The following is a 21,649-nucleotide window of genomic DNA, read 5'->3' as shown; positions in this document are numbered from 1 at the left end:
AAACGGAGATTCATGACGGCCAGACGGACCGGGCCATTCACCACCGGTGACCGGGTACAGCTGACCGATGCCAAAGGGCGCCTCTACACCGTGGTGCTGGAACCCGGCAAGGAGTTCCACACGCATCGCGGCGGGATCAAACACGACAGCCTGATCGGTGCCGACGAGGGCACCGTGGTGAACTCGACGAACGGCACGCCGTATCTGGCCCTGCGCCCGTTGCTGGTCGATTACGTGCTGTCGATGCCTCGCGGTGCGGCCGTCATCTACCCCAAGGACGCCGCGCAGATCGTGCACGAGGGTGACATGTTCCCCGGCGCGCGGGTGTTGGAGGCCGGAGCCGGTTCGGGCGCACTGACCTGCTCGCTGCTGCGCGCTGTCGGCCCGCAGGGCGAAGTTATCTCCTACGAGATCCGCGATGACCACGCCGAGCACGCGATTCGCAACGTCGAGACCTTCTTCGGCGAACGTCCGGCTAACTGGTCGCTGACCGTCGCCGATGTCGCGGCCTACGACGGCCCGCCGGTCGATCGCGTGGTGCTCGACATGCTCGCCCCGTGGGATGCGTTGCCCGCGGTGAGCAAGGCACTGGTGCCCGGTGGTGTGCTGATCGTCTATGTGGCAACCGTCACACAATTGTCGAAAGTCGTGGAGGCGTTGCGCGAACAGGAGTGCTGGACCGAGCCGCGCTCATGGGAATCGATGGTGCGCGGCTGGCATGTGGTCGGTCTTGCCGTTCGTCCGGAACATCGCATGCAGGGCCACACCGCTTTCCTGGTGAGCGCCCGGCGACTGGCCGAGGGCACCGTGACGCCGAAGCCGCAGCGCCGGCCGTCCAAGGGCTGACGTAGCGAGCGCGACATGATCCATCGAACAAAAGCCGCCCCCGTCCGGTCGTATCGGGCGAGGGCGGCGTTCGGTTCGTGCGTGCTACGGCGTGCAGGGCGCCTGTGCGAAGCCGAGCATGGTGCAGGCGGTGGCGTCGGAGAGCTTCCATTTGCCGTCGACGTGCTCCCAGGTCATCGGCATGGCCGGGGCGCTGCCGTGTGGGGAGGTGATGACGACCTGAGCGGTGGCGGTGGTGCCTTCGACCTTGACGTCGGTGACGGCGAAGGTCAGCGCGCCGTAGGCGCCGAGCGCCTGATTCATCTGATCGATATTGGCGGTGCGCTTGTCGCCGTTCACAATGACCGCTGTCTTCTCGGCGGTCGACTTGGCCGGGTCGGCGACCAGCACCAGGGTGGCCTTCAGCTCGTCCGCCGTCGGCGCCGTCGCGGTGCCGTGCGCGCCGTGGTCGGCGCCGGCGGCCGCCGCACTGGTGGTGGTCGCTGTCGCGGTGTCGGACTTGTCGTCGGAGCCGCAGGCGGTGAGCCCGACGGTAACGGCGACGGCCGCGACGGCGGTAGCCACGGAAACGCGCAGTGTCCTGGCGGGAAGGAGCATTGTCAGCAACCTTTCGGTTCAGTCGGCGGAGGAGGTCGCCGGAAGCAGGTTAGGGCAGGCTAACATGGTTCATCCGGCCGCTGACCGCAGCCTAGATGTGATCACGACGAAACCATGTCGGAAAGCGAGAACGGTTCGCGCCCGGTAGCGTTGATAGACCGGGACTGGGAGGAGCAGCACATGAGCCCCATCGAGAATTCGGATTCGGCGGCCTGGAGAGAGCTCGAGGCGGTACGCGCCGAAGCGGCTGCACTCCGAAGGCAACTTGCCGATTCGCCGGATCATGCACGGGAATTGGAAGCCCGCATCGATTCGCTGACCATTCGCAACGGCAAGCTGATGGACACACTCAAGGAAGCGCGTCAGCAGCTCGTCGCGTTGCGTGAGGAAGTCGATCGGCTGGGTCAGCCACCGAGCGGATACGGCGTTCTGATCGGTGTGTACGAGGATCAGACGGTCGACGTGTTCACTTCGGGTCGCAAGATGCGGTTGACGTGTTCACCGAACATCGACACCACGACCCTCGAATACGGCCAGACCGTCCGCCTCAACGAGGCGCTGACGGTTGTCGAGGCGAACTACTTCGACAAGGTCGGCGAGATCGGCACCTTGCGCGAGATCCTCGATGACGGACGCCGGGCACTGGTCGTCGGCCATGCCGACGAAGAGCGCGTGGTGTGGCTGGCGGGTCCGCTGGCCAAGGTCGCCGAGGTCGACGATATGGACGACCCCGATTCGCCGATCCGCAAGCTGCGCCCTGGCGACTCGCTATTGGTGGATACCAAGGCGGGCTTCGCCTTTGAGCGCATTCCCAAGGCCGAGGTCGAAGACCTCGTGCTGGAGGAAGTGCCCGATGTCGACTACACCGATATCGGTGGTCTCGGTCGCCAGATCGAGCAGATCCGCGACGCGGTCGAGCTGCCCTTCCTGCACAAGGAACTGTTCCGTGAGTACGCGCTGCGCCCGCCCAAGGGTGTGCTGCTCTACGGTCCGCCCGGCTGCGGCAAGACGCTGATCGCGAAGGCGGTGGCCAACTCGCTGGCCAAGAAGATCGCCGAGTCCCGTGGTGAAGATGCCAAGGAAGCCAAGTCGTTCTTCCTCAACATCAAGGGCCCCGAGCTGCTGAACAAGTTCGTGGGTGAGACCGAGCGCCACATCAGGATCATCTTCCAGCGGGCACGGGAGAAGGCATCCGAGGGTACGCCGGTGATCGTGTTCTTCGACGAGATGGACTCGATCTTCCGCACCCGCGGATCGGGTGTGTCCTCCGATGTGGAGACCACGGTCGTGCCACAGCTGCTGTCGGAGATCGACGGTGTCGAGGGCCTCGAGAATGTCATCGTGATCGGTGCTTCCAACCGCGAGGACATGATCGACCCCGCGATCCTGCGACCGGGTCGACTCGATGTGAAGATCAAGATCGAGCGGCCGGACGCGGAATCGGCACAGGACATCTTCTCGAAGTACCTGACCGAGTTCCTGCCGCTGCACAAGGACGATCTCGCCGAGTTCGACGGCGACAAGGCCAAGTGCATCCGCGCGATGATCGAACGGGTCGTCGACCGGATGTACGCCGAGAGCGAGGACAACCGCTTCCTGGAGGTCACCTATGCCAACGGTGACAAGGAAGTCCTGTACTTCAAGGACTTCAACTCCGGCGCCATGATCCAGAACATCGTGGACCGCTCCAAGAAGTACGCCATCAAGGCGGTGCTCGACACCGGCAGCCCGGGTCTGCGCATCCAGCATCTCTACGATTCGATCGTGGACGAGTTCTCTGAGAACGAGGACCTGCCCAACACCACGAATCCCGATGACTGGGCTCGCATTTCGGGTAAGAAGGGCGAGCGAATCGTGTACATCCGCACGCTGGTCACCGGCAAGAACGCCTCGGCGAGCCGCGCGATCGACACCGAGTCGAACACCGGTCAGTATCTGTAGGATTCGACACCGAAGGGCCGCGCTTCCGTTGGGAGCGCGGCTTTTTGGTGCAAGGCCGATCGCCTGAACAGTCGGTATGTGGTGGTCAGTGCCGGGGAGCAGTGCGTTTGGTGTATGAGGTGACCGGTGTCGCCTCCATGCGCTCGACGCCGTTCAGTGCGCTGATCCGGTCGGTCAGGTAGGTGGCGAGCGCGGCCGAATCGCGCAGGACAGTGATGACGATCAGGTTGTGCGCGCCGGTCGTCGCGCCGATGAACGCTACTTCGTCATCGGCGGCGAGCGTGCGGGCGACCTCGGTGAGCTGGGCGGGGGCGACAGTCAGCCAGAGCACGCACTGGGCCGAATAGCCGAAGACCACCGGGTCGACCTCGACCTCGAGTCGCAGTACCTGAGCGCGTCGCAGTTCTTCCAGGCGGCGCCGGACCGCAGATTCGGACCAGCCGAGCCGCCGCGCCAGCTCGGGGTAGCTGGCGCGGCCGTCCACCGCGAGCGCGGGGACCAGGGCGCGGTCGAGATCGATCAGGGAAACCGCCGCCGCTTCGTCCGAATACGGTGGGCGCAGCGCATCGATCTGGGTGCCCGTGAGCGCCGAGGTGCGGCCCCGCCAACGGCCGTCCATAAGTTGGGCCAGCAGTTGTTGCGCGGTGACGTCGCGCACCTGTGGGTGGCGCGCGAGCGCCGCCAGCGGCACCGACCCACCGTCGGGGACCCGGAACACACAGGCGATTTCTGTGCCACTCGACATCGTGGTCACCCACGCGGTATCAGGGCGGCGGGCCAGCGAGTGGGCCAGCGCATCGGTGCCGTGCGGTAGGACGCGCATGCGCACCACCCATTCCGCAGCACCGGAGCGGTCGCTGTCGGTCGCGCCGGTCACCCGGAGCTTGCCCGCGGCGCGGAGCCGTTCGTAGCGGCGGGCCACGGTGCGGTCGGAGACGCCGAGTACTTCCGCGATCCGGCTGAACGACGCGCGCCCGTCGATCTGGAGCGCGTGCAGCAGCTGCAGGTCGAGGGCGTCGAGCGGCTCGTGCGTGTCCGATTCCACCAGTTCAGGGTAGGCCAGTGTCGGATCGCGGCGTAGTGCCCCGCGATTCGGGTCAGGGCAGCTGCGCCCATCGCAGAATCGGGCCATGACCTACAGCATCAACGCCTTTCATCACACCGGCATCCTGACCCGCGACCTCGACGGACTGGAACGCACGTACCGTTCATTCGGCTTCACCCTGAGTCCGCGCTCGCGGCATCTGCTGAGTGAGCGGCCGGGCGAGCCGCCCAAGCCGGGCGGCACGGCCAACCTGTGTGCCCTGTTCGGCGGCTCGTACATAGAACTGCTCGGCATCGTCGACGAGTCCGCGCCGGATCCGTGGCGCACCAAGTCGATGGCCGACGGATTCCAGATCCTGAATTTCGACACTGACAACGCAGACGGTGTCGACCGTGCGCTGACCGCCGCCGGGCTGCGCACCTCGGGTGTCCTCGAGCTGGAACGCGACGTCGACACCGAGGAAGGCACGCGCACCATGCGGGCCCGGTCACTGCACATCGACCCGCGCACGACCGTCGAGGGTTACATCGGGATCGCCCAGCATCTCACTCGGGAGTACGTGCACCAGCCGCGCTACCTCGACCACCCGAACGGCGCTCGGGGCATCGCGGCCGTATTGATCGTGGCCGCCGACGATCAGCTCGACGCGATCGCGGAGCGGTATCGCCGGGTGCTGGAGACCGATTCCGCGCCGGAAGGTCCGCGCACCGTGCTGGAGCGAAAAGGGGTCCGGCTGGAGATCGTTCGGGCCTCGGACGCGGCGGAGGTACTGCCCGGCGAGCCTGTCCCTGCGGCGTCGTACCTCGCGGCCATGACCATCCAGGTCGAGGACGTCGACCATGCGCGCGGGATCGTGGAAAGTGGTGGCACGCAAACACGGTCGACCGAGGACGGGTTCTTCGTCTCCGCGCGTGACGCCTACGGCGCCGGTCTGCATTTCGCGGCGCGATGATCGTCGAGATCACCTCGGGCCGCGTTCGCGGCGTCTCCGACGGGCGGGTCGGCGCATTTCTCGGAATGCCCTACGCCGAGGCCGAGCGATTCGGGGCGCCGCGGAGCGTGACGCCGTGGCGGGGTGTGCGCGACGCTGTCGCACCCGGCCCGGCCGCGCCGCAGCCGCCGTCTCGTTTGGCGCGAGTGATGGGACCGGGCACGGCACCGCAGTCGGAGGACTGTCTGTCGCTGAACGTGTGGGCGCCCGCGGGCAGTGGCCATCCGGTCCTGGTGTTTCTGCACGGCGGCGGGTTCCTCACCGGCTCGGGTGGGTTCCCGTGGTACGACGGCGCGGAGTTCACGGCAGAGGGTGATGTCGTCGTGGTGACCGCGAACTACCGGCTCGGCGCGCTTGGCTACCTTCGCCTGCCCGGGATGTGCGAGGGCAACATGGGGCTGTTGGACAACCTCGCGGCGTTGAATTGGGTGCGCGACAACATCTCTGCCTTCGGCGGTGACCCTGCGAATGTGACCGTCGCAGGCCAGTCCGCCGGTGCCGTTTCGATTCTGGCGCTGCTGTCGGGGGACGCGGCGTACGGGCTGTTCCGCCGAGCGATCGTGCAGAGCGCGCCCGTCGGTATGCTCCCGGCAACGCCGGATGAGGCAGCACGCGTCGGGGGAGTGTTGTTGCAGGAGTTGGGAATCGGGCAGAGTCGTGCTGGGCGGATTGTCGACGTGCCGGTTGCCGAGCTGCTCGCCGCGCAGAGTGCCGTGGCGCGCCGCACCGCAGGTCCGACGAACCCGGTGCCGCCATTCCAACTCGTTACCGACGGCACGATGGTCGCCGCCGATCCAGTCGAGGCGATCGGATGGCGCGGCGCGGACGGGGTCGAGATCCTCATGGGCGCTACGCGCGACGAGGCGGCGGCGTTCTTCGCAGGTGAGCGCGACGTCATCGCAACCGTGACGGATCAGATGTTCCACGAGCCGACGCGTCGGCTGGCGAATTTGCTCACCGCCCGCGGCGAACCACCGTGGCTTTACCGCTTCGACTGGCATCCCGGCGACAGCCCATTCGGTGCGTGCCATTGCATCGAGCTGCCGTTCGTGCTGGGACACGCGGCGGCATGGCGACATGCGCCGATGCTCGATGGTGCGCGACCTTCCGGCCTCCTCGGCGAGATGCGCCGCAGCTGGATCGGGTTTGTCCGCCACGGCGATCCGGGCTGGGCGCGTGGCACGACCCACCGCTTCACCGGCCGGGCCGTTCGATGAACAGATCGCGATGTCGGAACCAGAAAGGGACACCTATGGACAGAACCATCGTTGTGCAGTCGGCGAAGCGGGCCGATATCGCGCAACTGTCACGAACGCTGGCCCGTGCTTTTCACACCGACCCGGTCATGACCTGGTTGTGGTCGCGGGACGACAAACGAGCGCACGGTCTGGTGCGCTTCTTCAGGGCCATGACCCGCCACCACCACCTGGCCGCGGGCGGCGTGGACATCGCCTACAACGGCGCCGGTGCGATGGCAGGAGCAGCACTCTGGAATCGACCCGGCCGGTGGGAGCATTCGAGATTCTCCGAACTGCTGATGCTGCCGACCCTGATCAGTGGTTTCGGCACCCGAATGCGGACCGGAAAGGCAGTCGGCGACACCCTCGCCCGCAGCCACCCGACCGAGCCGCACTGGTACCTCGCGGCGATCGGCAGCGACCCGCGGATGCGCGGCGCCGGGTACGGCCGAGCCCTGATGCAGCACCGCCTGGATCACTGCGACGCCGAACATCACCCGGCATATCTGGAGTCGAGCCACCCGGACAACGTCCCCTACTACGAACGATTCGGCTTCGAAGTCACCAACCGGATCGAGCTGGCCAACGGCGGCCCCACCCTGTGGGCGATGTGGCGGCCACCCCGGTGAGCTACGGGCCGAGGATAGCTGTCGGCTGAAATATGACCGTGCGTGCTAAAATTTGGCCGTGCGGACAGAAAATAGTCCACCTGGTCAGCAGATGTCATTCATCGAGGAGGCGCGGCGCCGGCAGATCATTGCGTCCGCCGTTGAGGTGATCTCGGAGGTCGGGTACGGGAATGCGTCGTTGGCGCGGATCGCCAAGCATGCGGGTATTTCGAAGGGAGTGATCTCCTACCACTTCGAGGGCAAAGACGATCTGATGACGCAGTTGGTGATCCAGCTGTACGTGTCGGCCGCGGAGTACATGGTGCCGGTGATCACCGCGGCCGAAGGGCCGCGGAATCGGTTGCTGACGTATCTGGATTCGAATCTGGCCTTCATCGAGGCGAACAAGAACTATGTCGCGGCGATGACCGACGTGGTGGTGAATCTTCGTGACTCGGAAGGGAAGTCGAAGTTCGCCAATCCGGACGGGGAGCGTGAGGTGCTCGAGCCACTGGTGATGATGCTGCGCGAAGGACAGGACACCGGGGTTTTCGGTGAGTTCGACACGGTGATCATGGCCAAGTCGATCCGCGATTCCATCGACAGCGCGGCCGGACGCTCGATCCGGGAGCCGGATTTCGACATGGGTCAATACTCGGCGCATTTGCGCAGGTTGTTCGATCTGGCGACGCGGAAGGCGAGCGGCGATGACTAGTGTGCTGGAAACCGATGTGCGGGAACGGGATAGACCCGCCGATCAGCAGCCGTACGCGCTGGTCGGTGTCGGGGCAATCGCCCTGGTGTCGGCCGTCGCGCTACTGGCGACCCTCGGGCGCTACGGGTTCTTCGGTGACGAACTGTATTTCGTGTCGGCTGGGCGCAGGCTCGCCTTCGGGTACGCCGATCAAGGTCCGCTGGTGCCCGCGATCGCGCGGCTGATGGATCTGATCGTGCCGGGATCGCTGGTAGCGCTGCGTATTCCGGCCGTGTTGGTCACCATCGCGGCCATTTTCATCAGCGCGCAGATCGCGCGGGAATTCGGTGGCTCGCGGGCCGCGCAGCTGTTGACGGCGACCGCGTACGCGACGTCACCGTTCCTGCTTGTGCAGGGAAGTCAGTTGGCCACGAACACGATCGATACCGCGCTGTGGGTACTGATCAGTTGGCTGCTGATCCGATGGGTGCGCACCCGCAGCGACAGCCTGCTGGTGTGGGCTGCGGTGGTGACCGCGATCGATATGCAGGTGAAGTGGTTGATCCCGTTCTTCTGGGTTGCGGTGACAATCGGCGTGTTGGTCTACGGTCCACGGGAACTGTTGCGTCGCCGGGCGCTGTGGCTCGGTGCGGCGATCGTGGTGGCGGCGACGGTGCCGAGTCTGATCTGGCAGGCGGGTCACGACTGGCCGCAGCTGCGTCTCGGCGCGGTGGTTGCTGCGGAACAGGGCGCGATCGGTGGTCGCTACACGTGGCTGCCGCTTGCGATCGCGGCGGCCGGGCTGTTCGGCGCGGTGCTGCTCTTCGCGGGTATCTGGACACTGTTTCGCTCAGAATCATTGCGCCCGTATCGGTTTCTCGGTCTGTTGCCGATCTTGCTCGCCGTGGCCTTCATGATCACCAATGGTCGTCCGTACTACGCCGCAGGCTGCTACGCGGCCATCATGGCGGCAGGCGCGGTGCGGTGGACACAGAGCGCCGCACGCTGGCGGCCCTTCGTTGCCGCCCCGCTCATTGCGCTTTCGGTTGCGCTGGTGGTGTTTTCGCTACCCCTGGAGTCCGAGTCGACTATCGATCCGGTGGACAGTCGAGCGGAAGCCGGGCTGCAGATCGCGCTGTACGGCAAGTTCGGCTGGATGGAACTGCGCCGGGCAACCGACGACGCCTATCGCGCGCTGCCGGAGCCGGAGCGCGAGACGACGGTTGTGATAGCCGATTCCTACTGGCAGGCGAGTGCGCTGGACGTGGAGCGGCAGCAGTTTGGGCTGCCCGCGATCTATAGCCCCAACCGCGGTTTCGGCTACTTCGGGACGCCACCGGACTCCGCGACGACGGTGCTGTGGGTCGGCGGCGACGAGGCGGACCTTCGCTCGATTTTCGAGGCGGTGACGCCGATCGGTCGTGCCGATGCCCGCCTCGGCTACCCGGACGTCACGCGCGACGTCACGATCTGGCGCTGTGATCGGCCGCGTCGGGCGTGGTCGCAGACGTGGCCGGACATGCTCCGACTGGACTGACGTCGCGCCGGCCGGTGGCCGATAGCGATAGGCGCGGTGACCGATCGCACTGAGTGAGACTGGAATGCATAACCAAAGCTAGAACGTGTTTCAGTTAGGCGCGGCCCGTCGACCCGCGGGTTCTGGCAAGCAAAAGCTCGCCAGAACCTATGTGAAGCAGTCATGATTCACATAGGCGAGAAGTCGTTCGAAGATGAGGAGTGCACACATGTCCGGTTCTGCATCGGATTTTCTGGCTGAGGTTCTGATCAAGACGATCATGAACCTGCTGTCGTCCGGAAGCGCGCAGTAAGCCGCGGCGATTACGCCGACAGCCCACCAGGCCTGGAAGGTTTGGTGGGCTGTCGGCGTTTCGAGAGCCGTCGTGGATCAGTTACGTACGGTGGTCACCGAATCGAGAATCACATCGGTGGCGGGGGCGCCGTCACCGGAGCCGTCCTGAACGCCCGCCGCGGCGACATTGCCGAGAACATCCAAGCCGCCGGTGATCCGGCCGAACGGGGTGTAGTTCGCGGGCAGCCTGGTGTCCTGGTAGACGAGGAAGAACTGACTGCCGTTGGTGCCGGGTCCGGCATTCGCCATCGCGACGGTGCCGGCCGGGTAGGTCGCGCCCGCGAGGTTCTCGTCGGGGAACTTATAGCCGGGGCCGCCCATGCCGGAGGCAGTCGGGTCGCCGCACTGGAGCACGAAGATGCCCTGGGTGGTCAGCCGGTGGCACTTGGTGTGATCGAAATACTGTTCGTCGGACAGGAATGCGAAGGAGTTGACGGTGCGCGGTGCTCGCGCGGCCTCCAGCGCGATGGTCACCGTGCCGCAGGTGGTTTCCAGCGTCGCCGTGTATCCCGCGCTGGTGTCGATGCTCATGCCGGGCTCGGCCTGCCACTGCTTACCGTTGGGCTGACCGGCGGCCGGTTCGGAACAGCCTGCTCCCGTGGCCTTTTCGAGCCGGATCCCGGTGTCCGCCGATACGCCACCCGCGGCAAGCACGGCCAGGGTCGCCCCGGCGGCCAGGACGCCGAGAATGCGCAGCGCCCGCATCGGGACTCCGATTCGGCGATGCCGCTGCCGGTTGCGTCGATCATGGTCGAGTTGTCGCGCCTGCAGTTCGCTGCTCACCGGTCGGAGTCTCCTTCTGTTGTGTTGCGCACCGGACGATGCTGCGGGCGATCATTCCATCTCACTCCGCCGCGCGTGGCGGGTTGGCGCTACTGCCCGCCTGGCTCGATCCCCGGCGTCAGGCCCGGCGCACCCGCCGATAGGTCGGCGCCGCTGTGGTGGCGGCGGCCAACTCGGCTGTCAGCCAGTCGAGATCGGTGTCGGTGACGGCCGCGACGGTGATGCGCAGGTGGTCCGAGGTGGGGCGGTCGCCGACTTCGAAGGGGCCGCCGGGGGCGACCTTGATGCCTGCGGCGGCGAGCGAGATCATGGCGGCGTTTTCGTCGGCGACCGGGAGCCAGAGGTTGATGCCGTCGTTGCGTGCGACGGTGATGCCTTTTCTGGATAGCGCGCGGCGGAGCTCGACCGAGCGTCTTCGGTATTCGGCGCGGGCAGAAGTCACGGTGTGGATGGCGTCTTCGCTGTCGAGCATGCTGAGCAGGACGCGTTGCAGCAGGCGGCTGGTCCAGCCGGGGCCGAGCATCCGGCGTTCGACGACCGGATCGAGCAGGTCGGCGGGCCCGCCCGCCACCGCGAGGCGCAGGTCGGCGCCGTGGGATTTCGAGAACGAGCGGATATGTACGGTGCGCCGGGGGAGTCGGCTGCCGAGGGAACGCAGCGGAGCGGCGGCGATTCCGGCGGAGTGGTCGTCTTCGATCACCAGGGTCGCGGTGTCCTGCAGGATGTCCGACAGTTCACGGACGCGGCCCGCGGTGAGGGAGGCGCCGGTCGGGTTCTGTGCGCGGGGCTGCAGCACGAGTGCGGTGGCGGCGTGCTGAGTGACCGCGCGGGCCAGATCGCCGGGGAGCAGTCCGGATTCGTCCATGCGCACCGGTACCGGCCGCGCGCCGAGCCGCGCCAAGAGATCGAGAAACGGTGGGAAGCAAGGATCTTCGACAGCGACCGCGTCGCCGAGACGGATATGCGCCGTGAGCAGTCGGTCGACGGCATCGAGCGCGCCGTCGAGGACGGCGAGGCATTCGGCGCGGAAAGGCCAGTCGGTGCGAACCTTCGCGGCGAGGTCCGGCAACACCGCCTCGCCCATATAGTCGGCAGCCAGGTCACCGCCGCCGAGGCGGGTGATGTCGCGCAGCGCGGCCGCGAGGTCGGGGAGCAGATGCGGGTCTGGGGTGCCGCGCGACAGATCGACACGGAACGCGCTGTCCGAAGGCGGGTGCAGCCGTTGATAGCGGCCGGTCGGAGCGCTTGGACGGGCGGCCTCGGGCTGGCCGACGAAGGTTCCGGCTCGGCCGCGGGCGATGATCGCCCCGGTAGCGGCCAGTGCGCGCCAGGCCTGGTTCACGGTCGAGGGCGATACCCGCAATTCCCTGGCGACATCGCGGACGGTGGGCAGTCGGGAGCCGGGTTGGAGTGCGCCGGAACGGATCCGGCGGCTGACGGCGGCGGCGATGCCCGCGGGGGTGCGGTCCACGAGATCCGCGGTGAATTCGGCGGGTGACACCACGGCCGGGATGGGCGCCGCGCTGTTGTGCGGTGCGCCGTACGTCGTCGCGGGCTCGATTGTCACACGCTCATTCTGCTTCGGGCACCAGACCGTAACCATTATCGGCGCCAAGGTTTACGGCTACGAAACTGTTTCCGCAATCTTGTAACACAACCGAATTGGATCAGAGTGAAGTATAACAAAGCATGGGAATCGTTCGAGCGGCGCTCGTCCAGACGAACTGGACGGGCGACAAAGAGTCCATGATCAAAGTGCACGAGGACTATGCACGTCAGGCCGCCGCGCAAGGCGCGAAGGTGATCTGCTTCCAGGAGTTGTTCTACGGCCCGTACTTCTGCCAGTTACAGGACGCGAAGTTCTATGACTATGCGGAATCGGTGCCTGGTCCGACCACGGAGCGCTTCGCCGCCCTGGCCAAGGAATTGGGCCTCGTCATGGTGCTGCCGGTGTATGAGCAGGAACAGCCGGGACTGCTCTACAACACCGCGGCGGTGATCGACGCCGACGGCAGCTACCTCGGCAAGTACCGCAAGCATCACATCCCGCACGTCAACGGCTTCTGGGAGAAGTTCTACTTCCGTCCGGGAAACCTGGGCTGGCCGGTTTTCGATACCGCCGTCGGCAAGGTCGGCGTCTACATCTGTTACGACCGGCATTTTCCGGAGGGCTGGCGCGCGCTCGGTCTGGCGGGCGCCGAGATCGTGTTCAATCCGTCGGCCACCTCGCGGGGCCTTTCGGGTTATCTGTGGAAATTGGAGCAGCCTGCCTCGGCCGTCGCCAACGAGTACTACATCGGCGCCATCAACCGGGTGGGTATCGAGGCCGAGTACGGCGCGGACGACTTCTACGGGACCAGCTACTTCGTGGACCCCGAGGGCAAGTTCGTCGGTGACGTCGCTTCCGACACTGCCCCCGAACTGGTCATTCGCGATCTCGACATGGACCTGATCAAGACGGTGCGCGACCGGTGGGCCTTCTACCGCGACCGCCGCCCCGACGCCTACGGACCGCTGGTAGCACCATGAGGCCGGTGACACTGACATGACAAAGACCTTCATTCACGGCGGCACGGTCGTCTCGGCCACCGGATCGCAATTGCTCGACGTGCTGGTGGATGGCGAAACCATCGTCGCCGTCCTGCAGCCCGGCGCCACCGCGCTCGGCGCGGACCTCACGCAATCCGCGGACGTCGTCATCGACGCCACCGGCAAATACGTGATTCCCGGTGGCGTGGACGGGCATACGCACATGCAGCTGCCCTTCGGCGGCACCGAGGCATCCGACACCTTCGAGACCGGCACCAGGGCCGCGGCCTGGGGCGGTACCACCACAATCGTCGACTTCGCGGTGCAGAAGCCGGGGGAGCGGGTGCAGGACACCCTCGGCGCCTGGCATGAGAAGGCCGCGGGGCAGTGCGCCGTCGACTATGGGTTCCACCAGATCATCGGCGAGGTGAACGACGAATCCCTCAAGGGCATGAGCGAATTGGTGGCCGAGGGCGTCACCAGTTTCAAACTGTTCATGGCCTACCCCGGCGTCTTCTACTCCACCGACGGCCAGATCCTGCGCGCCATGCAGGCGGCGGGTGATCTCGGTGCGCTGCTGATGATGCACGCGGAGAACGGGATTGCCATCGACGTGCTCGTCGAACAGGCGCTCGCCCGCGGCGAGACCTCGCCGTACTTCCACGGTGTCACGCGTCCGTGGCAGATGGAGGAAGAGGCCACCCATCGCGCCATCATGCTGGCACAGTTGACCGGTGCGCCGTTGTACGTCGTGCACGTATCGGCCAAGCAGGCGATGGAACAGATCGTCGCCGCACGGGGCAATGGGCAGAACGTCTTCGGCGAAACCTGTCCGCAGTACCTGTACCTCTCGCTCGAAGAGCAGTTGGGCGCACCGGGGTTCGAGGGCGCCAAATGGGTGTGCTCGACGCCGCTGCGGTCTAGGGCCGAAGGGCATCAGGACGAGCTGTGGCGGTATATCCGCACCGGCGCTGTCACCTCCGTCAGCACCGACCACTGCCCCTTCTGCATGAAGGATCAGAAAGAGCTCGGCGTCGGAGATTTCAGCAAGATTCCCAATGGGATCGGCGGTGTGGAACACCGGATGGATCTGATGTTCCAGGGGGTGCAGAACGGCTCGATCTCGCTGGAACGCTGGGTCGAGGTCTGTTGCACCACGCCGGCCCGCATGTTCGGCATGTACCCCCGCAAGGGCGTCATCAGTCCGGGCGCCGACGCCGACATCGTGATCTACGACCCGAACGGCCATACCAGCATCGGTGTCGGCAAGACCCATCACATGAACATGGATCACTCGGCCTGGGAGGGCTTCGAGATCGACGGCCATGTCGACACGGTGCTCTCGCGCGGCCGGGTGGTCGTCGACCGTGGCGAATATCTGGGTAGCAAGGGCCACGGCCGGTTCATTACCCGCGAGCTGTCGCAAAACCTGATCTGACGCGCGTCCCGACCACGACGCACCTGATTCGAAACGGAGAGTGCCGCATGGACATCGGCGTGGTGCTGCAATGCACGCCCCCGGCCTCGCGGGTGGTGGAGCTGGCCAGACAGGCCGAGACGCACGGCTTCTCGCACGTGTGGACTTTCGACTCACACCTGCTGTGGCAGGAGCCGTACGTCATCTACAGCCAGATCCTCGCCGCCACCCGCAAAGTGGTCGTCGGGCCCATGGTGACCAATCCGGCGACCAGGGACTGGACGGTGACCGCGTCGACCTTCGCCACCCTGAACGACATGTTCGGCAACCGCACCGTCTGCGGCATCGGCCGCGGCGATTCGGCGGTGCGGACGCTCGGCGGTAAGCCGACCACCCTGGCCACACTGCGGGAATCCATCGCGGTGATCAGGGAACTCGGCAATGGTCGCAGCGCCCGCATCGGTGACACCGTGGTGCGCTTCCCGTGGGCGGGCGCCTCGCAGCTCGAGGTCTGGGTTGCGGGCTACGGTCCGCGCGCACTCGACCTGACCGGCGAGGTCGCCGACGGATTCATCCTGCAGCTGGCCGATCCGGACATCACCGCATGGACCATCGCCCGGGTGCGAGCGGCGGCGGAGCGGGCGGGCCGTGATCCCGGCGCGGTGAAAATCTGTGTGGCCGCACCGGCTTATGTCACCGACGGCTCCGAAGCCGCGACCGCCCATGCTCGCGAGCAGTGTCGCTGGTTCGGTGGCATGGTCGGCAACCATGTGGCGGACATCGTCACGAAATACGGGACCGGCAGCGATATTCCGGCCGCACTGACCGAGTACATCGCGGGCAGGCAGGGCTACGACTACAACCAGCACGGCAGGGCAGGCAACACCCATGCCGATTTCGTGCCGGATGCCATCGTGGATCGCTTCTGCCTGATCGGCACACCCGACGACCAGGTTGCCCGATTGCACGAACTCGAAAAGCTCGGCGTCGACCAGTTCGCGGTCTATCTGCAGCACGACGCGAAGACCGCGACGCTGGAGGCGTACGGCGAGTCGGTCATTCCGCGTATCGCCCACCCGGTCACCGCGACGGCGGCGGCCGAGTGATCGCCCAGGCAGCCGCTGCCGTGGCACTCGCGGCAGCGTGCTTGGAGCTGGTTCGGCGCAAGCTCGCCGAGCGTGCGGCGCAACCGGCGAGAGTGTCGGTGGGTGAGCGATGAAGACCGTGCGACAGGGGCCGCCCGTCCTTTCGGACGCGATATGTGAGCGAACGCAGCGGGGTGTCCACCCGTTGACGGTATCGGCAGGTGTGCGATGAGTACGGCATGGCGGGCGCGGCGGGTCTGGTACGCGATCGGCGTGCTGGTGCTGGTGGTCGGCCTGTGGGAACTGGTGAAATTCGCGGTGCCGGAACGCGGGGTGAGCATCGGCGATCAGCGGATACTGCCGCGCACCAGTGATGCCGCGCTGCCGCATGTGTGGTCGGTGATCACGGTGCTCGGTCAGCAGGACGGGAGCGGCACCGTCGGTGGAACTCTGTTGCGGACAGCGGGATTCACCTTCGAACTGGCGCTGCTCGCGTTGCTGATCGGCACTGTGGTCGGGGTGGCGTTGGCCGTGTTGATGCAGCGCTTCGCGTTTGTCGAGCGCGGGCTGCTGCCGTACATCATTGTCTCGCAGACGGTTCCGCTGATCGCCTTGGCTCCGCTGGTCGCGGGTTGGGGCGGCAAGATCGTTATCGCGGGGGAGCCGTGGCGGCCCTGGATGAGCATCGCCGTCATTGCCGCCTATCTCGCCTTCTTCCCGGTCGCGGTCGGCATGCTGCGTGGTCTGCAAGCGCCGTCGAAGGCCTCGGTGGAATTGCTGCACAGCTACTCGGCGAGTTGGTGGAAGACGCTGGTGCATTTACGGTTTCCGGCCGCGGTGCCGCACTTTCTGCCCGCACTGCGGTTGGCCGCGTCGGCGTCGGTGATCGGCGCCGTCGTCGCGGAGATCTCTACCGGAACCGCGGGCGGCATCGGCCGTCAGATCATCGTCTTCGCCCAGCAGGCCACCGGTGACGCATCCCGGCTGTACGCGGCCGTCCTGGCCGCGGCTCTACTCGGCGTCGCGGTCACCGCGGTGGTCGGCCTCGCCGAATTCGTTCTACGTCGCTACAGCCGCCCGGTAGGGGCGCGCAGCTCTTCAGGAGGTACCCGTTGATCGCCAAGGCAGACCAGGGAGCCGCGGACGGTGCGACCTCGCCGGAAGCTGTGCCGGATGTCGCGCTGCCGGAGAACGGCGCGGCCGAGGCCGGGGCACAGAGCACAGCTGTCGATCGGTCGGCCGCCGTGGATGGCGCTATCGGGTCGGATACCGAAGGGGGTTCGGAGGCTGATGTTGAAATGGAAGTGGCCGCCGACGCAGTGGCGGCCGTCTCGCTCGGACACGTCGGCAAGATCTTCGCCAGCGGTGCCGTCACGGCGCTGTCGGATGTGTCGCTCACCGTTGCCGCCGGCGAATTCGTGTCGCTGATCGGCCCTTCCGGCTGCGGCAAGTCGACGCTGCTGCGGATTATCGCGGATCTCGAGCAGCCCAGCAGTGGCATCGTCGCGGTGCACGGCAAGACCGCGCGGCAGGCCAGGATCGACCAGGATTACGGCATCGCGTTCCAGCAGGCCGGGTTGCTGGATTGGCGCACAGTGCAGGCGAATGTCGAACTGCCGATGGAACTGCACAAGGTGCCGAAGGCCGAGCGCCGGGCCCGCAGTGCCGAACTGCTGGAAATGGCCGGGCTGACCGATTTCGCGCGCCGCTATCCCGCCGAGCTTTCGGGCGGTATGCAGCAACGGGTGGCGATCGCGCGGGCGCTGGCACGCAAACCGTCGCTGCTGCTGATGGACGAACCGTTCGGCGCGCTCGACGAGATGACCCGCGAACGGATGCAGGGTGAGCTACTGCGGATCGCCGGAGAGACCGGTGCGGCAGTGGTTTTCGTGACGCACTCGATTCCGGAGGCGGTGTTCCTCTCGGACCGGGTGGTGGTCATGTCGCCGCGGCCGGGCCGCATCACCGACATTGTCGCGACCGACGGCTGGGGCCGCGACATCGCCACCGCAGGAGACGATGTGCGTTCCAGCACGGCGTTCTTCGATGCGGTTGCGGCGGTGCGCGCGGCGCTGCGCGAGGGTCACAACGAGGATGCCGCGGTGGCTGGACGGGACGTCCGATGAAAGCGGCGCTGTCGGCGCGCAGTGCGCCACCACTGCGGACGGTGCTGCCGCCGTTGGTATTCGGTGTTGGTGGGCTCGCGCTCTGGCAGCTGTTGACCGTCGCCGCGGGCGTTCCCTCGTTCCTGCTGCCCGCGCCGACCGCGATCGCGCAGGAATTCACCGACAACTTCGGACGAATCGTCGACGCCGCGAGCGCGACGGGGAAGAACGCACTCATCGGATTGCTGCTCGGTGCGGTGCTCGGCATCGCCGCCGCGATGCTGGCCGTACGCTTCCGCCTGGTCGACGGGCTGCTCACGCCGCTGGCTGCCGCAGCGGCCGCGGTGCCGATCGTCGCACTCGCGCCGCTGCTCAATTCGATGTACTCGACCACCACCGACACACCGCGCCGCATCGTTGTCACCATCGTGGTGTTCTTCCCGATGTTCGTCAGCACCGCACGCGGACTCCGCCAAGTCCCACAGGTCCAATCGGATCTGATGACCTCCTACGCGGCGGGCGGTTGGCAAATCACCCGCACCGTCCGGCTGCCCGCAGCCCTGCCCTACCTGTTCACCGGACTGCGCATCGCCGCACCGGGCGCGGTGATCGCCGCCATCATCGCCGAATACTTCGGTGGTCTGCAGAACGGGCTCGGCAGCCGGATCACCTCTGCCGCAGCCAATACGGCCTATCCGAGGGCCTGGGCCTATGTGGCGGGCGCCATGCTCGTCGGTCTGATCTTCCTGGCCGCGGTCTTACTCCTCGAACAACTCACCCGACGACCCCGCAACACCTTTTGGAGAGCGAAATGACAAGCACCCCCAAGCGATTGCGCGCCTGTCTGGCGCTGGCAGCGTTGGCCGCCGCGGCGCTGACCGGCTGTAGCACCACCGAGAACGCCTCCACGACCACATCGGACGGACTGACGAAGGTCCGCCTGCAACTGCAGTGGTTCAAGCAGGGGCAGTTCGCAGGCTACCTCGCGGCGGTCGATCAGGGCTTCTACAAGGAGCAGGGCCTATCGGTCGACATCCTCGACGGCGGCACCGATATCGTGCCGCAGACCGTGCTCGCCCAGGGCCAGGCCGACTACGCCATCGCCTGGGTACCGAAGGCGTTGGCCTCGCGCGAGGCCGGTGCGGGCATCACCGATGTCGCGCAGGTCTTCCAGCGTTCGGGTACCAAACAGGTCTCCTTCAAGTCCGACAACATCGCCGGACCGGCCGCGCTGCGCGGCAAGACCGTCGGGAACTGGGGCTACGGCAATGAATTCGAACTGTTCGCCGGCATGACCAAGGCAGGCATCGACCCGGCCAAGGATGTGAAGCTGGTCCAGCAGCAGTTCGATATGAACGCCTTCCTCGCCAAGGACATCAATGCCGCACAGGCGATGTCCTACAACGAATACGCACAGCTGCTGGAGACCAAGAACCCGGCAACCGGAAAGCTCTACACCGCAGATGATTTCGCCACCATCGACTGGAACGACGAGGGCGTCGCCATGCTCCAGGACGCGATCTGGGCGAACACCGAAAAGCTGAAGGATCCCAAGTACCAGGACCAGACGGTGAAGTTCATCGCGGCTTCGCTGAAGGGCTGGGCATTCTGCCGTGACAATGTCGACAAGTGCCGCGACATCACCGTCGCCGCGGGCAGCACGCTGGGTGCGACGCATCAGCAGTGGCAGGTCAACGAGGTGAACAAACTGATCTGGCCGTCACCGGCCGGTGTCGGGCTCATCGATCAGGCCGCGTGGGACCGAACGGTGGAGATCGCCAAGGAAACCCGCAACCAAGAGGGCGCCACCGTCCTGAAGAAGGATCCCGACGCCAGCGCTTATACCAACGAGTACGTTGTCAAGGCACTGGATCTACTGAAGTCCGGTGGCATCGATGTCACCGGAGCGAGTTTCGCGCCGAGCCAGGTGACGTTGACCGAAGGCGGTAAATAGTTGACTACTGATCACGTCTTCTACCCGTGGATGGCACAGGGCGGAGCGAATCCGACGCCGATCACCGGCGCGTCGGGCTCGTGGTTCTGGGACGACTCGGGCAAGCGATATCTCGACTTCTCCTCCCAGTTGGTGAATGTGAATATCGGCCACCAGCATCCGGATATGGTCGCCGCGATTATCGCGCAGGCACAGAAGCTGGCCACCATCTCACCGACGGTCGGCAACGAAGCGCGCAGCGAGCTGGCCGGGTTGATCGTCGAACGCGCACCCGGTGACCTCAACCGGGTGCTGTTCACCACCGGCGGCGCGGAGGCGGTCGAGCACGCGGTGCGGCTGGCCCGCAGCTTTACCGGCCGCACCAAAATGCTTGCCGCCTACCGCTCCTACCACGGCGGCACCGGCGTCGCGATCGGCCTGACCGGTGAGCCGCGGCGCTGGGGAGCGGAGCCGACAAATGTCGACGTGGTGCGGTTCTTCGGGCCGTATCCGTACCGATCACCTTGGGACACAAGCACTCCCGAGGAGGAGACCGCCGCCGCGCTGAGCCATCTGCGTCAGGTGATCGAGCTGGAAGGCCCGCAGAACATCGCGGGCCTGATCCTGGAAACAGTGGTCGGCACCAACGGTGTGCTGGTGCCGCCGCCCGGCTATCTGCCCGGCGTGCGCGCGCTGTGCGACGAATTCGGCATCGTCTATATCGCCGACGAGGTGATGGTCGGCTTCGGCCGGGTCGGCGAGTGGTTCGCGGTGCAGGCTTTCGGGGTCGAACCCGACCTCATCACCTTCGCCAAGGGCGTGAACTCCGGCTATGTCCCGCTCGGTGGTGTGCTCATCGCCGAACGGATCGCGCAGCGCTATGACGACCGGGTGTATCCGGGCGGGCTCACCTATGCGGGCCATCCGCTGGCCTGCGCGGCGGGGGTCGCCTCGATCGGTGTCTTCGAGCGTGACGGCATTCTCGACCATGTGCGGTCGGTCGGTGCGGATGTGCTCGGAAAGGGTTTGGCGGAGCTGGCCGCTCGTCATCCGAGCGTCGGCGAGGTGCGCGGCCTCGGCTTCTTCTGGGCGCTCGAATTGGTGCGCGATCCGCACACCAGGCAACCGCTGATCCCGTTCGCGGCGGCGGGTGCCGCCGCCGAACCGATGGCTCGGGTGACCGCCGCCGCGAAGGACCGCGGACTGTGGCCGTTCAACGCGGGCAATCGCTTTCAGATCGCGCCACCGCTCACTACCTCGGCGGACGAGATTCGTACCGGCCTGGAGATCGTGGACGAGGTACTGGAGGTGGCCGACGAATACGTCGGAGCGGCCTGACGGGTGTCAGTGCGGGGTCAATGCCACCACGACCCCGCCCTGCTGCCACGTCTGATAGATATCGGCCCGCACAGGTGTGCCGTCGGCGGCGAAACCGATGCCGTTGAACTTGGCATTGGCCCGGTTGTCCTCGGCGATGATCTCGAACAGCCGCATCACATCCGGCTCGGCGGTATAGACCACTGGATCGAACGACTGCGGCTTACCGCCGAGCGATACCTCGATCGGCCCGCCGGACTGCAGGTTCTTGACCCACGGTCGCAGCGCTGTTCCGATCAGGAGCGCGCCGTCGTGCCGGGTGTAGGCCACCGGTACGTCGTAGACCTTGCCCGACTTTCGCCCGACGACATGCAATGTCGCAAGCCGCTTACCGACGGCGCGTGAAAGTCCTGGAACCCGCAGCAGCGTTCGAATGAGTTTGTTGACCGCGCCTTGATAGGAAGGGATCGGTTCCGGACCGGTTGTGGTCGGTGTGCCATAAGGATTTTCGGGCTTCGATTCGTCGCTCATGATCCCAGTATCGAACCGGTTCGGACAGCGCGCAGCGGACTGGCCCGTCCGGTAGTCCATCCGACGACCGTTTCCCGCTACATTCGATGGGTCCGACTCGGAACTCCTTCAGGAGCTGG

At 66.2% G+C, this 21,649-nt stretch carries 20 protein-coding genes; 15 read left to right on the top strand and 5 right to left on the bottom strand.

What is annotated here, in order from left to right:
- The first annotated feature begins 12 nt into the window (after nucleotides 1-12).
- Nucleotides 13-846 carry a tRNA (adenine-N1)-methyltransferase gene (locus ACFQZZ_RS16960; protein WP_378681011.1) on the top strand — a complete coding sequence of 278 codons (834 nt, stop codon included), beginning with the start codon at nucleotides 13-15 and terminating at the stop codon, nucleotides 844-846.
- An 84-nt stretch (nucleotides 847-930) separates the two neighbouring features.
- On the opposite strand, the gene ACFQZZ_RS16955 is transcribed toward ACFQZZ_RS16960, so the two are convergent.
- Nucleotides 931-1,443, bottom strand: coding sequence for a hypothetical protein (locus tag ACFQZZ_RS16955; protein ID WP_378681008.1), 513 nt, complete (start codon nucleotides 1,441-1,443; stop codon nucleotides 931-933).
- A gap of 180 nt (nucleotides 1,444-1,623) precedes the next feature.
- Between ACFQZZ_RS16955 and arc the strand changes: the two genes are divergently transcribed.
- A complete protein-coding gene (gene arc, locus ACFQZZ_RS16950) occupies nucleotides 1,624-3,384 on the top strand; it encodes a proteasome ATPase (protein ID WP_378681005.1) in 1,761 nt (586 codons plus the stop codon).
- 85 nt (nucleotides 3,385-3,469) lie between these two features.
- Here arc and ACFQZZ_RS16945 read toward each other — a convergent pair whose 3' ends face one another.
- Complete coding sequence (locus ACFQZZ_RS16945; RefSeq protein ID WP_378681002.1) at nucleotides 3,470-4,429, bottom strand: Lrp/AsnC family transcriptional regulator; 960 nt, start codon at nucleotides 4,427-4,429, stop codon at nucleotides 3,470-3,472.
- Nucleotides 4,430-4,514: 85 nt separating this feature from the next.
- On the opposite strand from ACFQZZ_RS16945, the gene ACFQZZ_RS16940 reads away from it, so the two are divergent.
- Genes ACFQZZ_RS16940 through ACFQZZ_RS16920 form a run of 5 tightly spaced genes read left to right on the top strand, consistent with a single transcriptional unit; the run spans nucleotide 4,515 to nucleotide 9,497 of the window.
- Nucleotides 4,515-5,381: a VOC family protein gene (locus ACFQZZ_RS16940; protein ID WP_378680999.1), complete on the top strand. Its 867-nt coding sequence runs from the start codon at nucleotides 4,515-4,517 to the stop codon at nucleotides 5,379-5,381.
- Entirely contained in the window at nucleotides 5,378-6,637 is a 1,260-nt protein-coding gene (locus tag ACFQZZ_RS16935) for a carboxylesterase family protein (RefSeq protein ID WP_378680996.1), read from the top strand. Before ACFQZZ_RS16940 ends, ACFQZZ_RS16935 begins: the two co-directional genes overlap by 4 nt.
- A gap of 35 nt (nucleotides 6,638-6,672) precedes the next feature.
- Nucleotides 6,673-7,287 carry a GNAT family N-acetyltransferase gene (locus tag ACFQZZ_RS16930; RefSeq protein ID WP_378680993.1) on the top strand — a complete coding sequence of 205 codons (615 nt, stop codon included), beginning with the start codon at nucleotides 6,673-6,675 and terminating at the stop codon, nucleotides 7,285-7,287.
- A gap of 58 nt (nucleotides 7,288-7,345) precedes the next feature.
- Nucleotides 7,346-7,981 carry a TetR/AcrR family transcriptional regulator gene (locus ACFQZZ_RS16925; protein ID WP_378680991.1) on the top strand — a complete coding sequence of 212 codons (636 nt, stop codon included), beginning with the start codon at nucleotides 7,346-7,348 and terminating at the stop codon, nucleotides 7,979-7,981.
- Complete coding sequence (locus ACFQZZ_RS16920) at nucleotides 7,974-9,497, top strand: ArnT family glycosyltransferase (RefSeq protein WP_378680988.1); 1,524 nt, start codon at nucleotides 7,974-7,976, stop codon at nucleotides 9,495-9,497. The genes ACFQZZ_RS16925 and ACFQZZ_RS16920 overlap by 8 nt, the downstream gene beginning before the upstream one ends.
- 369 nt (nucleotides 9,498-9,866) lie before the next feature.
- Here ACFQZZ_RS16920 and ACFQZZ_RS16915 read toward each other — a convergent pair whose 3' ends face one another.
- Nucleotides 9,867-10,613 carry a peptidylprolyl isomerase gene (locus ACFQZZ_RS16915; protein WP_378680985.1) on the bottom strand — a complete coding sequence of 249 codons (747 nt, stop codon included), beginning with the start codon at nucleotides 10,611-10,613 and terminating at the stop codon, nucleotides 9,867-9,869.
- 118 nt (nucleotides 10,614-10,731) lie between these two features.
- On the bottom strand, nucleotides 10,732-12,180 hold the full coding sequence (locus ACFQZZ_RS16910; protein WP_378680982.1) for a PLP-dependent aminotransferase family protein: 1,449 nt from the start codon (nucleotides 12,178-12,180) through the stop codon (nucleotides 10,732-10,734).
- 122 nt (nucleotides 12,181-12,302) lie between these two features.
- Here ACFQZZ_RS16910 and ACFQZZ_RS16905 point away from each other — a divergent pair, with 122 nt between their 5' ends.
- From ACFQZZ_RS16905 to ACFQZZ_RS16870, 8 genes are all read left to right on the top strand, one after another.
- A complete protein-coding gene (locus ACFQZZ_RS16905) occupies nucleotides 12,303-13,142 on the top strand; it encodes a nitrilase-related carbon-nitrogen hydrolase (RefSeq protein WP_378680979.1) in 840 nt (279 codons plus the stop codon).
- Between the two features lie 16 nt (nucleotides 13,143-13,158).
- Nucleotides 13,159-14,580, top strand: a complete 1,422-nt coding sequence (hydA, locus tag ACFQZZ_RS16900) for a dihydropyrimidinase (RefSeq protein ID WP_378680976.1) — start codon at nucleotides 13,159-13,161, stop codon at nucleotides 14,578-14,580.
- A 47-nt stretch (nucleotides 14,581-14,627) separates the two neighbouring features.
- Nucleotides 14,628-15,665, top strand: a complete 1,038-nt coding sequence (locus tag ACFQZZ_RS16895; RefSeq protein ID WP_378680973.1) for a TIGR03842 family LLM class F420-dependent oxidoreductase — start codon at nucleotides 14,628-14,630, stop codon at nucleotides 15,663-15,665.
- Nucleotides 15,666-15,872: 207 nt separating this feature from the next.
- Nucleotides 15,873-16,760, top strand: a complete 888-nt coding sequence (locus ACFQZZ_RS16890) for an ABC transporter permease (protein ID WP_378680970.1) — start codon at nucleotides 15,873-15,875, stop codon at nucleotides 16,758-16,760.
- Nucleotides 16,757-17,770 (top strand): ABC transporter ATP-binding protein, encoded by a 1,014-nt coding sequence (locus ACFQZZ_RS16885; protein ID WP_378680967.1) that lies wholly within the window; start codon nucleotides 16,757-16,759, stop codon nucleotides 17,768-17,770. The genes ACFQZZ_RS16890 and ACFQZZ_RS16885 overlap by 4 nt, the downstream gene beginning before the upstream one ends.
- The gene (locus tag ACFQZZ_RS16880; protein ID WP_378680964.1) at nucleotides 17,767-18,564 is read left to right on the top strand and encodes an ABC transporter permease; all 798 of its coding nucleotides are present in this window, start codon (nucleotides 17,767-17,769) and stop codon (nucleotides 18,562-18,564) included. Before ACFQZZ_RS16885 ends, ACFQZZ_RS16880 begins: the two co-directional genes overlap by 4 nt.
- Nucleotides 18,561-19,703, top strand: coding sequence for an ABC transporter substrate-binding protein (locus tag ACFQZZ_RS16875; protein ID WP_378680961.1), 1,143 nt, complete (start codon nucleotides 18,561-18,563; stop codon nucleotides 19,701-19,703). Before ACFQZZ_RS16880 ends, ACFQZZ_RS16875 begins: the two co-directional genes overlap by 4 nt.
- 30 nt (nucleotides 19,704-19,733) lie before the next feature.
- The gene (locus ACFQZZ_RS16870) at nucleotides 19,734-21,020 is read left to right on the top strand and encodes an aspartate aminotransferase family protein (protein ID WP_378681839.1); all 1,287 of its coding nucleotides are present in this window, start codon (nucleotides 19,734-19,736) and stop codon (nucleotides 21,018-21,020) included.
- Nucleotides 21,021-21,026: 6 nt separating this feature from the next.
- Here ACFQZZ_RS16870 and ACFQZZ_RS16865 read toward each other — a convergent pair whose 3' ends face one another.
- Entirely contained in the window at nucleotides 21,027-21,530 is a 504-nt protein-coding gene (locus ACFQZZ_RS16865) for a nitroreductase/quinone reductase family protein (protein WP_378680958.1), read from the bottom strand.
- Between the last annotated feature and the right edge of the window lie 119 nt (nucleotides 21,531-21,649).

This window comes from Nocardia sp. GCM10030253, assembly GCF_042675075.1.
In the GTDB taxonomy this organism is placed as follows: Bacteria; Actinomycetota; Actinomycetes; order Mycobacteriales; family Mycobacteriaceae; genus Nocardia.
This window is presented reverse-complemented; position numbering and strand designations above follow the sequence as displayed.

Bases quoted from the DNA above. Each gene is read 5' to 3' on its own strand.
- ACFQZZ_RS16890 (WP_378680970.1), top strand. From the start codon at position 15,873: ATGAGTACGGCATGGCGGGCGCGGCGGGTCTGGTACGCGATCGGCGTG.
- ACFQZZ_RS16865 (WP_378680958.1), bottom strand. From the start codon at position 21,530: ATGAGCGACGAATCGAAGCCCGAAAATCCTTATGGCACACCGACCACA.
- ACFQZZ_RS16930 (WP_378680993.1), top strand. From the start codon at position 6,673: ATGGACAGAACCATCGTTGTGCAGTCGGCGAAGCGGGCCGATATCGCG.
- arc (WP_378681005.1), top strand. From the start codon at position 1,624: ATGAGCCCCATCGAGAATTCGGATTCGGCGGCCTGGAGAGAGCTCGAG.
- ACFQZZ_RS16895 (WP_378680973.1), top strand. From the start codon at position 14,628: ATGGACATCGGCGTGGTGCTGCAATGCACGCCCCCGGCCTCGCGGGTG.
- ACFQZZ_RS16880 (WP_378680964.1), top strand. From the start codon at position 17,767: ATGAAAGCGGCGCTGTCGGCGCGCAGTGCGCCACCACTGCGGACGGTG.
- ACFQZZ_RS16875 (WP_378680961.1), top strand. From the start codon at position 18,561: ATGACAAGCACCCCCAAGCGATTGCGCGCCTGTCTGGCGCTGGCAGCG.
- ACFQZZ_RS16870 (WP_378681839.1), top strand. From the start codon at position 19,734: ATGGCACAGGGCGGAGCGAATCCGACGCCGATCACCGGCGCGTCGGGC.
- ACFQZZ_RS16955 (WP_378681008.1), bottom strand. From the start codon at position 1,443: ATGCTCCTTCCCGCCAGGACACTGCGCGTTTCCGTGGCTACCGCCGTC.
- ACFQZZ_RS16940 (WP_378680999.1), top strand. From the start codon at position 4,515: ATGACCTACAGCATCAACGCCTTTCATCACACCGGCATCCTGACCCGC.
- ACFQZZ_RS16935 (WP_378680996.1), top strand. From the start codon at position 5,378: ATGATCGTCGAGATCACCTCGGGCCGCGTTCGCGGCGTCTCCGACGGG.
- ACFQZZ_RS16960 (WP_378681011.1), top strand. From the start codon at position 13: ATGACGGCCAGACGGACCGGGCCATTCACCACCGGTGACCGGGTACAG.
- ACFQZZ_RS16920 (WP_378680988.1), top strand. From the start codon at position 7,974: ATGACTAGTGTGCTGGAAACCGATGTGCGGGAACGGGATAGACCCGCC.
- hydA (WP_378680976.1), top strand. From the start codon at position 13,159: ATGACAAAGACCTTCATTCACGGCGGCACGGTCGTCTCGGCCACCGGA.
- ACFQZZ_RS16905 (WP_378680979.1), top strand. From the start codon at position 12,303: ATGGGAATCGTTCGAGCGGCGCTCGTCCAGACGAACTGGACGGGCGAC.